The organism is Streptomyces qaidamensis (assembly GCF_001611795.1).
In the GTDB taxonomy this organism is placed as follows: Bacteria; Actinomycetota; Actinomycetes; order Streptomycetales; family Streptomycetaceae; genus Streptomyces; species Streptomyces qaidamensis.
The window spans coordinates 4457606-4469820 of record NZ_CP015098.1 but is presented as its reverse complement, the minus strand read 5'-3'; the positions used below and the strand labels follow the sequence as shown (position 1 = coordinate 4469820).

The 12215-nt window shown below is 70.9% G+C and carries 12 protein-coding genes and 1 tRNA gene; 4 read left to right on the top strand and 9 right to left on the bottom strand.

All coding sequences use genetic code 11. The features are described 5' to 3' along the window. The first annotated feature begins 4 nt into the window (after positions 1 to 4). The 3 genes from A4E84_RS19735 to A4E84_RS19725 all read left to right on the top strand — a co-directional run bounded on the left by A4E84_RS19735 (position 5) and on the right by A4E84_RS19725 (position 1497). Positions 5 to 724: an ABC transporter permease subunit gene (locus tag A4E84_RS19735; RefSeq protein ID WP_062927848.1), complete on the top strand. Its 720-nt coding sequence runs from the start codon at positions 5 to 7 to the stop codon at positions 722 to 724. Between the two features lie 101 nt (positions 725 to 825). Further along, positions 826 to 1125, top strand: a complete 300-nt coding sequence (locus A4E84_RS40875; protein WP_079129025.1) for an SGM_3592 family protein — start codon at positions 826 to 828, stop codon at positions 1123 to 1125. Between the two features lie 283 nt (positions 1126 to 1408). Beyond that, positions 1409 to 1497: transfer RNA gene (locus tag A4E84_RS19725), tRNA-Ser, on the top strand. Between the two features lie 60 nt (positions 1498 to 1557). Here the strand turns inward: A4E84_RS19725 and A4E84_RS19720 are convergent. The 9 genes from A4E84_RS19720 to A4E84_RS19680 form a co-directional block, all read right to left on the bottom strand. Continuing rightward, positions 1558 to 2376: an HAD family hydrolase gene (locus tag A4E84_RS19720; protein ID WP_062927847.1), complete on the bottom strand. Its 819-nt coding sequence runs from the start codon at positions 2374 to 2376 to the stop codon at positions 1558 to 1560. Further along, positions 2373 to 3650 (bottom strand): serine--tRNA ligase, encoded by a 1278-nt coding sequence (serS, locus tag A4E84_RS19715; protein ID WP_062927846.1) that lies wholly within the window; start codon positions 3648 to 3650, stop codon positions 2373 to 2375. The genes A4E84_RS19720 and serS overlap by 4 nt, the downstream gene beginning before the upstream one ends. A gap of 519 nt (positions 3651 to 4169) precedes the next feature. Next, positions 4170 to 5102 carry a prephenate dehydratase gene (gene pheA, locus A4E84_RS19710; RefSeq protein ID WP_062927845.1) on the bottom strand — a complete coding sequence of 311 codons (933 nt, stop codon included), beginning with the start codon at positions 5100 to 5102 and terminating at the stop codon, positions 4170 to 4172. 62 nt (positions 5103 to 5164) lie between these two features. Beyond that, positions 5165 to 6454, bottom strand: coding sequence for an iron uptake transporter deferrochelatase/peroxidase subunit (efeB, locus tag A4E84_RS19705; protein ID WP_062927844.1), 1290 nt, complete (start codon positions 6452 to 6454; stop codon positions 5165 to 5167). 6 nt (positions 6455 to 6460) lie between these two features. Beyond that, complete coding sequence (locus A4E84_RS19700) at positions 6461 to 8458, bottom strand: copper resistance CopC/CopD family protein (protein WP_062927843.1); 1998 nt, start codon at positions 8456 to 8458, stop codon at positions 6461 to 6463. A gap of 13 nt (positions 8459 to 8471) precedes the next feature. Further along, positions 8472 to 8951, bottom strand: coding sequence for a copper chaperone PCu(A)C (locus tag A4E84_RS19695; protein WP_062927842.1), 480 nt, complete (start codon positions 8949 to 8951; stop codon positions 8472 to 8474). Continuing rightward, positions 8948 to 9601 carry an SCO family protein gene (locus A4E84_RS19690; RefSeq protein ID WP_062927841.1) on the bottom strand — a complete coding sequence of 218 codons (654 nt, stop codon included), beginning with the start codon at positions 9599 to 9601 and terminating at the stop codon, positions 8948 to 8950. Before A4E84_RS19690 ends, A4E84_RS19695 begins: the two co-directional genes overlap by 4 nt. A gap of 92 nt (positions 9602 to 9693) precedes the next feature. Next, positions 9694 to 10437 (bottom strand): YcnI family copper-binding membrane protein, encoded by a 744-nt coding sequence (locus A4E84_RS19685; RefSeq protein WP_062927840.1) that lies wholly within the window; start codon positions 10435 to 10437, stop codon positions 9694 to 9696. A 117-nt stretch (positions 10438 to 10554) separates the two neighbouring features. Next, positions 10555 to 11373 (bottom strand): hypothetical protein, encoded by an 819-nt coding sequence (locus A4E84_RS19680; RefSeq protein WP_062927839.1) that lies wholly within the window; start codon positions 11371 to 11373, stop codon positions 10555 to 10557. Positions 11374 to 11617: 244 nt separating this feature from the next. On the opposite strand from A4E84_RS19680, the gene A4E84_RS19675 reads away from it, so the two are divergent. After that, a complete protein-coding gene (locus tag A4E84_RS19675) occupies positions 11618 to 12082 on the top strand; it encodes an ATP-binding protein (RefSeq protein ID WP_062927838.1) in 465 nt (154 codons plus the stop codon). The last annotated feature ends 133 nt before the right edge of the window (positions 12083 to 12215 follow it).

Sequence of the window (12215 nt, the reverse complement as noted above, 5' to 3'; positions counted from 1 at the left end):
CCTGATGTACGACCCCACAGTCGCCCGGCTCACTTACCGGGCCCTGCTCGGCCGGCGCCGGGCCCTCATCCTGGGCGCTCTGCCCCTGCTGCTGATCGTGATCGCCGTGGCGGTGCGCGGCCTGGCCGGGGCGGACGACCAGACGGCGTCCGACCTGCTGGGCGGGCTCGCCCTCGCCACGATGGTGCCGATCATCGGCGTCATCGCCGGAACAGGCGCGATCGGCCCGGAGATCGACGACGGCTCGGTGGTGTACCTGCTGTCCAAGCCGATCAAGCGGCCGACCATCATCTTCACCAAGCTGATCGTCGCGATCGCGGTGACCATGGTGTTCTCCGCGGTGCCGACACTCATCGCCGGATTCATCCTGAACGGCAACGGCCAGCAGGTCGCCGTCGCCTACACGGTAGCGGCCCTGGTCGCCTCCATCGCCTACGCGGCCCTGTTCCTGCTGCTCGGCACGGTCTCCCGGCACGCGGTGGTGTTCGGGCTGGTCTACGCCCTGGTCTGGGAGGCCCTGTTCGGCTCCCTGGTGCCGGGTGCGCGCACGCTGAGCGTCCAGCAGTGGTCGCTGGCGGTGGCTCAGAAGGTGTCCGGTGGGGACCTGGTCTCCTCGGACGTGGGGCTGACCACGGCGACGGTGCTGCTGGTGGCCGTCACGGTGCTGGCCACCTGGTTCGCCGGACAGAAGCTGCGCTCCCTGACGCTCGCCGGCGAGGAGTGACGTGCCCCGGCCTTGACGGGGGTTTCACCTCTGTCCGGGCACACTGGGCGAACGGGATGTAGGGGCAGGGCCACGGGAGTTGGACGGCTAGGAGGACGGGGATGGCGGGCGAGAGGGCTCAGTACGACGACGGTGGGCAGTCCACCGGCGAGCCGGGGAGCGGGGCCCGTTCCCCGGCCGGGTCCGGGTCCCGGGGCGAAGCCCCGGACGACCTGGACGGCGTCGTACTGGACGAGGACTTCATACGCTCCGCCGGGGCCTCCGAGCCGTCCGCCCGTGCCCGGATGCTCGCCGCCAAGTGGCGGCGCGAGGAACCGGAGCCGCAGCCCTGGCGCTCCGACGAGCCGCCCGCGGGCTGGTTCTTCAGCAAGGCCCGGCGGCGCAGATGGCGCAGGAAGTAGCCGGACCACTACCACGGATCGACCGCCGATTTAATCGGTGGCGCCCCATTCGCCCGGCGGGCAGAGTGGACGTCGTCACGGCCGGGCGGGAAGCCCGGCGCCACGTTCTGGGAGAGGAGCGGGACGATGTCCATGCACGGCAGCACGTCCAGCTCCCTTCAGGGCAGCCCGCGGCGGGATCCGGAGTAGTCGCTACCCCTCCGTAGAACCCGCCCCACACGGGGAGCTGCCCGGGGCGGCCGCTTCGAGCACGCGAATCACACATCGCGTGGGCCGCCCACCCGGAGGATTGGCCGAGTGGTAAGGCACCGGTTTGCTAAACCGTGGTCGGGTCCGAAAAGGCCCGCGCACGTTCGATCCGTGCATCCTCCGCAGAGCACCGTCGAGTCCTGAGCATCGAGCCCTCACCACCCGGCCCGGAGGGCCCGAGGCTCAGCCCAGCAGTCGCTCCAGCACCACCGCGATGCCGTCCTCGTCGTGGGAGGACGTCACCTCGTCGGCCACCGCCTTCAGTTCCTCATGGGCGTCCGCCATGGCGACGCCGTAGGAGGCCCAGGCGAACATCGGTATGTCGTTGGGCATGTCGCCGAAGGCGATCGTGTCGGCCGCCTTGATCCCGAGCCGGCGGGCCGCCAGGGACAGGCCCGTCGCCTTGGACAGACCCAGAGGGAGGAGTTCGACGATGCCCGCGCCGGCCATCGTCACGGTGACGAAACCGCCGGCGGTGCGCGTCGCCGCCTCGCAGAGCTCGTCGTCCGTCAGCGTCGGGTGCTGGATGTACAGCTTGTTCAGCGGCGCGGTCCACAGGTCGGACGCGTCCGTGAAGGGCGTGGCGGGCAGGGTGCCCTGGACCGCGTAGCCCGGACCCACCAGCACCTCGCCATCCAGGCCGTCGCGGCTCGCCGCCAGGTGGAGCGGGCCGACCTCCGCCTCGATCTTGGCCAGCGCGACCCCGGCCAGCTGCCGGTCCAGCGTCACCGACGTCAGCAGGCGGTGCGCGCCGGCGTCGTAGACCTGTGCGCCCTGGCCGCAGACGGCCAGGCCCTGGTAGCCGAGGTCGTCGAGGATGTGCCGGGTCCACGGGACGGCGCGGCCGGTGACGACGATGTGCGCGGCGCCCGCCGCCGTGGCGGCGACGAGCGCGTCACGGGTGCGTGGCGACACCGTGTCGTCGGAGCGCAGCAGCGTCCCGTCGAGATCGGTGGCGACGAGCCGGTACGGGAAGGCGCCCGGGGAAGCCGTGTCGCTCACTTGGCCACCGGCTCCAGGACCTCCCGGCCACCCAGGTACGGACGCAGCACCTCGGGCACCCGCACCGAACCGTCGGCCTGCTGGTGGTTCTCCAGGATCGCCACGATCGTGCGCGGGACGGCGCACAGCGTGCCGTTGAGCGTGGCCAGCGGCTTGACCTGCTTGCCGTCACGGACACGGATCGACAGGCGGCGGGACTGGAACTCGGTGCAGTCCGAGGTCGAGGTCAGCTCACGGTACTTGCCCTGGGTCGGGATCCACGCCTCGCAGTCGAACTTGCGGGAGGCCGAGGCACCGAGGTCGGCGCTCGCCACGTCGATCACGCGGTACGGCAGCTCCAGCGAGGTCAGCCACTGCTTCTCCCACTCCAGCAGGCGCTGGTGCTCGGCCTGCGAGTCCTCGGGAGCGACGTAGGAGAACATCTCGACCTTGTCGAACTGGTGCACGCGGAAGATGCCCCGGGTGTCCTTGCCGTGCGAGCCGGCCTCGCGGCGGAAGCAGGGCGAGAAGCCCGCGTAGCGCAGGGGGAGGCGTTCGGCGTCGAGGATCTCGTCCATGTGGTACGCCGCGAGCGGCACCTCGGACGTGCCGACCAGGTAGAGGTCGTCGTCGGCGAGGTGATAGACGTCCTGCGCGGCCTGGCCGAGGAAGCCCGTGCCCGCCATGGACTGGGGACGCACCAGCGCCGGGGTCAGCATCGGGGTGAAGCCAGCCGCGGTGGCCTGCGCCATCGCCGCGTTCACCAGGGCCAGCTCCAGGAGTGCGCCCACGCCCGTCAGGAAGTAGAAGCGTGAGCCGGAGACCTTGGCGCCCCGCTCGACGTCGATCGCGCCGAGGATCTGGCCGAGCGCCAGGTGGTCCCTGGGCTCGAAGCCCTCGGCGGTGAAGTCGCGGATCGTGCCGTGCGTCTCGAGCGTGACGAAGTCCTCCTCGCCGCCCACGGGCACGTCCGGGTGGACGAGGTTGCCGAGCCTCTGGAGCAGCTCCTGGGTCTCGGTCGCGGCCGCGTCGCGGTCCGCGTCGGCCGCCTTGACGTCGGAGGCGAGCCGGCCCGCCGTCTTCAGCAGCTCGGCCTTCTCGTCGCCGGCCGCCTTGGGGATGAGCTTGCCGAGTGCCTTCTGCTCGGCGCGCAGCTCGTCGAAGCGGACGCCGGACGACCTGCGCCGCTCGTCGGCAGACAGGAGGGCGTCGACGAGGGCGACGTCCTCTCCACGGGCGCGCTGCGAAGCGCGCACACGGTCGGGGTCCTCACGGAGCAGGCGAAGGTCAATCACGCGCCCAAGGCTACCGGTGTGGGGTCACCGCCCACGACTCACTATGACCGGCGCGGCATACATACCGTTATAGGCGAATTGCGTGCGGTGTCAATAAAACAGCCCACCGTCCCTGGCGCGAGGCATCCGCAGGGCATCGTGTTGACGTGAATCCCTTGTGCGGAGCGGGATTTGGGCTTGAGTTGTCCACAGGGATCCACACCCCTCGCAAAGTTATCCACAGGCTGTGTGGAAGATCTGTGGACTTCGGAATTGATCACTCCGGAAGGCCCGGTCACCCCTCAGAATTCCCCTCGCAAACCCGCTCTACCCTCACTTTCGAGTGGAAATGGGTCACCCCTAAGAGTTACGCAAGGGGAAACGGTGGACGAAGGGTGACCTGCCCGACGATGCGCCCATCAAGGGCCTGTAGGGCGATTTATCGACTGACTCATGCTTCGTTGTCGACTTGTCCCCAGGTCGAGAAGCGGACCTGTGGAAAACTTCTGTGGATAACGACAATCGGCAGGTACGACCGGCCTAGAAGCGGCCGTCCTGGCACCGTGCGACCCAGTCCGCCGCCGCCATGAACTCGTCGTCGGAGGTCCCCAGGCGCGGCCGCTGCACATCCCCCGGACGCACGTCCGCGCGCGGGTAGGAGCCGAGGTAGCGCACCTGGAGGCAGATCCGCTTCAGGCCCATCAAGGCGTCGGCCACCCGGCGGTCGGAGATGTGGCCCTCGGCGTCGATGCAGAAGCAGTAGTTGCCGATGCCCGCGCCGGTGGGCCGGGACTGGAGCAGCATCAGGTTGATGCCGCGGGTGGCGAACTCGCCCAGCAGGTCGCGCAGGCCGCCGGGGTGGTCGTCGCGCTGCCACAGCACGATCGAGGTCTTGTCCGCGCCGGTCGGCGCCGCAGGCCGGGCGGGCCGGCCGACCAGCACGAACCGCGTCTGGGCGTTCTCCGCGTCGTGGATCCCGGTCTCCAGGGCCTCCAGGCCGTAGCGGGCGGCGGCGAACTCACCCGCGAAGGCGGCGTCGTACTGGCCCTCCTGGACCAGGCGGGCGGCGTCCGCGTTCGAGGCGGCCGACTCCCAGTGCGCGTCCGGCAGGTGCTTCTTCAGCCAGTTGCGGACCTGCGGCTGCGCGGCCGGGTGGGCGGAGACGGTCTTGATGTCCGACAGCTTCGTGCCGGGTCTGACCAGCAGCGCGAAGGTGATCGACAGCAGCACCTCGCGATAGATCATCAGCGGGGCGCCGGCGACCAGCTCGTCCAGGGTGGTGGTGATGCCGCCCTCGACGGAGTTCTCGATCGGCACGAACGCGGCCTCGGCCTCGCCGGCACGTACCGCGTCGAGCGCGGACTGGACGGACACGTACGGGACGAGTTCCCGAGTGGCGGCCTCGGGAAGCGTGCGCAGGGCGACTTCGGTGAAGGTGCCCTCGGGACCGAGATACGCATAGCTCGCTGGCATGACCTCACCCTAATGGGCTTGCGGAAGCGCTATCCCCCACAAGCCCGTACAGAGCGCGACTCTCACCCCTCCAGCAACTTCTGTCCCACGTACTCGCCCTCCGCGGCCCCGCCCGGCACGGCGAACAGCCCGCTCGACTCGTGCCGGATGAACGTGGACAGGGCGTCGCCACGGTCGAGTTTGCGCTGCACCGGCACGAAGCCGCGCAGCGGATCGGCCTGCCAGCAGATGAAGAGCAGGCCCGCGTCGGGGACCCCGTCGGTGTCGATGCCGTCATGGAAGGAGAACGGCCGGCGGAGCATCGCCGCGCCGCCGTTCTGGTCGGGCCGGGTGATGCGGGCGTGGGCGTTGATCGGGACGACCAGGTTGCCCTTGGCGTCCGTTTTCTCCAGGTCCATCGCGGTCGTCTCGGTGCCCCCGGACAGTGCCGCCCCGTCGGACTTGCGGCGCCCGATCACGTCCTCCTGCGCCCTGACAGAGAGCTTCTCCCAGTCGTCGAGGAGCATGCGGATCCGGCGTACGACGGCGTAGGAGCCGTTCGCCATCCAGGCCGGTTCGCCCTTCTCGGGGACGAAGATGCGCTGGTCGAAGTCGGCCTCGCTCGGCTTGGGGTTGCGGGTGCCGTCGATCTGGCCCATCAGGTTGCGGGCCGTCATGGGATGGGAGGTGGCGCCCGGTGAGCGGTTGAAGCCGTTCATCTGCCAGCGCACCTTGGCGGCCCGGCCCGCGTCCTTCTGGACCGCGCGCAGGGCATGGAAGGCGACCAGAGCGTCATTGGCGCCGATCTGCACCCAGAGATCGCCGTTGCTGCGGTTCTTGTCGAGGTGGTCCGAGGAGAACTCGGGCAGCGGGTCCAGGGCGGTGGGGCGCTGCTTCTCCAGGCCCGTCCGGGCGAAGAAGCTGTGGCCGAATCCGAAGGTGATCGTCAAGGACGAGGGCCCGGCGTCGCGGGCCACGTCGGTGTCGTCGTGAGCGCTCGGCTCGCCGGCCATCAGCCGCCGGGCCGTCTCCGACCAGCGGCGGAGCAGGGCGGCGGCCTCCTTGCGCCCGGCGCCCGCCGCCAGGTCGAAGGCGAGGACGTGGCCGCGGGCCTGGAGGCCGTCGGTGATGCCGGGCTGATGTTTCCCGTGAAACATCGACCGGTCCGCGCCGAGCGAGGTGAGCGGAGCCGCGGCTTCGGAGGGAGCGGCGGCGTAACCCACGGCGGCGCCCGCCGTGCCGAGGACGAGCCCGGTGGCACCGGCGGTGCCGAGCAGCCGTCGCCGTGAGATGCCCTCGTGGGCGAGGGCCGCTTCCTTCTCCCCCGGGGTGACCTCGGGGGTGCGGGCCTTCGGAAGGGACTGTTCAGGCATGGTCGTTCAGCCGATCTGCGCGTTCTTGGAGACGGTCACCTCGTCGATGTCGGAGGTCCGCACGGTCACGTCGACCTGCCAGTCGCCGGCCATGGGGATCTGCACTCCGTTCGCCGACCAGTGTCCGGTAGCGATGTGGTCGGGGACGACAGGCAGGGGCCCGATGTCCTTGGCTTTGAGGGTGAATGCGACCTTCACCTCGGGGATGTCGAATGCCCGGCCGTTGGGCCGCTCCACGAAGACGTGCATCTCGTTGTCGCCGACGCGGGCGGGGTCGAGGTCGATGGTGACGATGCCCTTGCCGTCCTCGCCGCCGGTGTCGAACGGCATGTTCAGGGTCAGCGCCCCGGACGCGCCCGTGTCGGACGAGGCGGACGCGGAGGACGAGGAGGCCGCCTTGGCCTCCTGCTCGGTGCGTCCCGGCTCGGTCTGCGTCAGCACGGTGGTGACGGCGAGGAGCACGACCGCGATGCCGGCCTCGGCCAGTACGGAGCGCCGCAGTCCGAAGCGGTTCGGGTCCGCGTCCCGCATCCGCTTCTGCCGTGCGGCGTCCCGGGCGGCCTGCTGCCGGGCGAGCTGCGCGGCACGTTCAGTGCCGGGATGCCCGCCGGAGCCGGAGCCGGAGCCGGAGCCGGAGTCGAGGTCGAGGTCGCTCGCGCCTGCGGCAGGGGCGTCTCCGTCACCGGTGGCAGTGGTGTCCACGGCACCGGCGGGCTCTGTGCCCGCGCCGACCCGCTCCTTCTCGCGTACCGCCGCTTCCTCCACCGGCGCCGTCTCCGCCAGCCGGCCCGTCCACCGGCGCGAGATCCACGCGACGCCGACCATGATGACGACGAGGCCGATCTTGGCCAGCAGGAGCTGGCCGTAGCGGGTGTCGGTGAAGGCCGACCAGGAGCCGAGCTGGCGCCAGGACTGATACGTGCCGGTCGCGATCAGGGTGAGGACGCTACCGAAGGCGATCCGGGAGAAGCGGTGTACGGCGGGCCGGTCGACCGAGGTGTCGGCGGGAGCGCGGTACAGGGCGACCAGGAGCGCGCCCAGTCCGCCGAGCCAGGCGGCGACGGCCAGCAGATGGAGCACGTCGACCGGCATGGCGATGCCCGCCTGGAGGCCGACCGAGGCGTGCTCGGACATCGCCCAGCTCGCCGCGAGTCCGGCCGCCACGACGACGCCGCCGATCGAGAGCCCGAAGGTGAGGTCCCGCTTCTCCTGGGCGTCTTCACGCTTGTCGTACGCGCCGAACAGCACGGCGATGAACAGGGCAGCCGCGGCGAGCAGCAGCAGCCGGGACACCAGGGCCGCGCCGGTCTTGGTCTGGAGTACCTGCCCGAGCAGGGACAGGTCGAAGACGTCGGCGACCTTCCCGGAGCCTGTGAAGGAGCCGCGCAGCAGCAGCAGGGCGAGGGTCGCCGCGGTGAGCGCGACCCACCCGGAGACGACGAACCGCTGCACCGGCCGCACCCCGGAACCGCGCCGCCAGCAGGCGAGCACGAAGGCGGCGCCGCCGGCCATCACGATGAACCCGGCGTACGACACATAGCGGCCGAAGCCGTACAGCCAGCCCACGACTCCGTCGTCGGCCGACTGCCCGGAGACCGAGACGGACGTCTTGGAGGGGGCGCCGATGGAGAAGGTGTAGGCGCCGGCGACGGGATGGCTGTCCGCCGAGACGACCTGGTAGGCCACGGTGTAGGTGCCGTCGGGCAGGCCCGAGTGCAGCGGCACGGCGTACGTCGTGCCGCTGACGTTGGAGGGTTTGCCGGTGTCGACGCGCTTGCCCTCGGGGTCGAGCACGCGCAGCGAGTCGTCGGACATCGCGACCTGCTCGGAGAAGGTGAGCGAGATCCGGGCCGGGGCCTTGTCGACCACCGCCCCCTGGCCGGGGTCGCTGCCGGTCACCGCGGCGTGCGCGGAGGCCGGGCCGGCTCCGGCGAGGAGTGCGCAGGCCGCGGCCAGGAGCAGCAACACCAGTGTCCGGACGCGGGGGGCGATGGTCAGCGTCACAGTGGTCCCTCCCTCAGTGTCCGGTCTTCGGGGTGTAGGTCGCCGGCTTCACCGGCATCTCGACCTTCACGGGGTCGGAGTGGGCGAAGTGCAGCTCGACGGAGACCGTCTGGCCTTCCTTCGGCTTGCGCTTGAGCTGCTCGAACATCAGGTGGTCGCCGCCGCTCTTCAGCTCCAGCCGCCCGCCCGCGGGGATCTTCAGGCTCTTGACCTCCTGCATGGCCCCGTCGACGGTCTCGTGCACGGTGACCTGCCCGGCGATGTCGCTGGTGACCGAGGTCAGGTCGTCGGCGGCACCGCCCTTGTTGGTGACGGTGAGGAAGCCCGCCGCCATGTCGTCGGACACCGGCTGCGGCATGTACGCGGAGCCGACGGAGAGTTCCGCCTTCCCGGAGCCGCTGCCGCCGGAGCCGCCCGTGTCCGAGCCGCCGCACCCCGCCAGGGCCAGAGCCCCGGCTATGACGAGGGCGGCCGGACCGAACCTGAGCCTCACGGGTTCTCCCCCTTGGCGATCTTGGGGAGGTCCTTGGTGTAGTCGTCGACGGTGGCGTCCTCGCCGTAGAGCACGTAGCCGCCGTCGGTCTTCGGGGAGAACGCGATGACCTGGGTGCCGTGCTCGGAGACGAGCTTGCCGTTCTTGTCCTTCTTGGTCGGCTCGATGGAGATGCCGAGGGTGCGGGCGCCGGCCTGGATGGTCGCGAAGTCGCCGGTGAGGCCGACGAAGCTGGGGTCGATGCCCTTGAGCCACTTGCCGAGTTCGGCCGAGGTGTCGCGCTTGGGGTCGGTGGTGACGAACACCACGCGCAGCTCGTCCTGCTCGGCCTTGGGCAGCTGCTTCTTGGCGACGGCGATGTTGTTCATCGTCAGCGGGCAGACGTCCGGGCAGTGGGTGTAACCGAAGTAGATCAGCGTGGGCTTGCCCGCGGTCTCCTTGCGGAGGTCGTACTTCTTGCCCTGCGTGTCGGTGAGGACCAGGTCCGGCTTCTCGAACGGCTTGTCGAGGACGGTGGCGGCCTTGTCGGTACCGGCCTCCTCCGACACCACGGCGACGGGCTTGTTGCTGTCGTCGCCGCTGCCGCAGGCGGTCAGGGTCAGGGAGGCGGCGGCGAGCAGTGCGGCCGCGGCGAAGGTCTTGGTGCGCATAGAAAAATGTCCCAGATGTCGGTGACCCGGCGCGCACCGGGGGTGTCCCGCCCGGAGGCGGGATCCGGCGCGCGCCGTCAACGGAAGCAGCCTCAGGCGGTGGTGCGCCGGCGCCCGGCGAGCACGCCGTAGGCGACACCGGCCGCGCCGACCACGATGCCGACGATGCCCAGGACTCGGGCGGTGGTATCGGTGCCGTCGGAGGAGGCGGAGTCGGAGGCGGCGGTGTGGGCGGAGGCCTTCTCGGCCGACTCGGCATCGGAGTCCTCGTCGGCCGCCGAGCCGTGGTGCCCGTCCTCGGAGGCCGCGGCCAGCTCCAGCACCGGGGCCGGGTTGTCGGGCTCCTCCTGGCCCTTCTGCGGCACCTCGATCCAGCGGACGACCTCCTTGTTGGAGTACGTCTGCAGGGCCTTGAAGACCAGCTGGTCGGTGTCCTCGGGCAGGGTGCCGATGGAGACCGGGAACTTCTGGAAGAAGCCGGCCTTGATGCCCTCACCGTCGGCGGTCCAGGTGACCTTGGTGACGGCCTCGGAAATCTTCTTGCCGTGCATCTCCAGCGGCTTGTCCAGCGTGGACTTGGTGACCTTGATGTCCCAGCCGGGCACCGGCTCCGGCATCACCGAGGCCAGCGGGTGGTCGGTGGGGAAGTTGACCTCCAGCTTGGTGGTCGAGGCGTTGTCACGCTCGTTGGGGACCTTGAAGTCCACGACCGCGTAGCCGCCCTTGGCGGCCGTGCCCTCGGGCTGCACGGTGACGTGCGCGAAGGCGGGCGCGGACAGGGCGAGGACGGTGATACCGGCGGCGGCACCGGCCGCGGCGATACGGGAAGCCTTCATGGAAGGAGCACTCCGCTGTGATTCGGTGTGGGTGTGGAAGGAGGGGTGCGCGCACGCGCGTGCCGCACGACGGCGGCCCCTCCTCCGCAGGAGCGGAGTGGTGGTGGTCGCGTCGCGTCAGGCGGCGAGGGCGAATGCGGCTGCGGAAGCCGTGGCGGCCGGCGGGCCGCGCCGGATCACCGAGTGCTGGAGTGCCAGGGTGCGAGACATCGAGGGCGCGGGCCGCGCGGCGCGCGCCGGGTGCGGGCGGGCCTCCGGGGCTCCCGGGAGCCCGGCGCGCAGGGCGCGGACCAGCGCGAGGGCAGCCCGCAGGGAGCGCATGAGCGCCCCCTCGGCGACTCCCTGCGCCGACAGTTCGGTGAGCCGCAGCAGGGCCAGATCGCCGTGGCGCAGCAGCCAGCCGGCGGCGAGCGCCGCGAGCACGTGACCGAGCAGCATCGGCAGGGACGGCCACAGTGAGGCCGACTCGGACAGGGTGTCCGCGGGCAGATGCGTGTGCGCCCCCGGAGACGGCTGGATCCGGGCTTCCGTGAGGATCCTGTGGGCCTGCGCCGGGCTGATCGCCGCCGCCGTCGTGCCGCACACGAACCGCGCGGCCTGCTGGACCAGCGCGGCGTCGCTTCCGCCCGCCGGCACCGAGGGCGTGACGGCGGTCGTACCGTGCTGGCCGAGGCCGAACAGCGTGTGCAGCACCGTCTGACCGACCGCGAGCATCACGGTGATCCCCGCCAGCGAGCGCACGCGCCCGGCGAGCGGAGCCGCCACCGCGACCACCCCGAGGAATCCGGCGCCCAGCGTCCACAGCGGAATGCCGTCGCAGGAGGCGAGCGCGTGACCTGCCCCGGCCAGCACGACGCAGACCGCGGCGAACACCGCGGCCCGCAGGATCCGGAACGTGTGTCCGGAGCGCGCCGCGCGCGCGTGGGGGGCAGTCATGGCGGGCTCATCATCGCACTGGCCCCGCAGGCCCCGTGCGGCAGGTCCACAAGATGCCCTACGACCGGAACGTCATGCTCTGGCCCTGCACGCCCCCAGATGCGCCGATGTCTGCCCCCACATACACCGATCAGGACCAGCGCGCATCCGCCGTATGGGCGGCGTCACGTCAACTTCACGCTTACACACGGCCACTGAGGGCAATACGTAACGGTATGTCGAGCCGCAGCCAGGAGGCTGGAGCATGAGCATCTGGTGGTCACTCCATCTGCGGCGCGAAGCTGCGAGCGTGCCGCTCGCCCGCCGCCTGCTGATCGGCACGATGGAGACCGCGGGCGTCGACCCCGACATCTCCTACGACCTCTCCGTCGCCCTCAGCGAGGCGTGCGCGAACGCCGTGGAGCACGGCGGGGACACGGGGCGTGGCCCCGGTTCGGAGGCGTACCGGGTCACCGCGTACCTCGACGGCGAGAAGTGCCGGATCGAGGTCGCCGACGCGGGTCCGGGGTTCCCCGCGGCATCCGCCGGGCGGTCCCGTCCGCAGATCCGCCCTGCGCACTCCGACGCGGAGAACGGCAGGGGGCTGGGTCTCATCGAGGAGCTCGCCGATCACGTCCACATCGGCAACAAGCCGGGCCGGGGCGGAGCCGTGGTGAGCTTCGACAAGGTCCTGAAGTGGCGTTCCGACGCACCGCTGATGGCGGTCTGACCTTCCCGGCGGGGCGGTGTTTCACGTGAAACACCGCCTGTCACCGGCTGCGTGAGGCACTGCCCGTGACCGGCTGCGTGAGACACCGCCCGTGACCGGCCGTGTGGATCACCGCCCGTGACCGGGTGGGCGT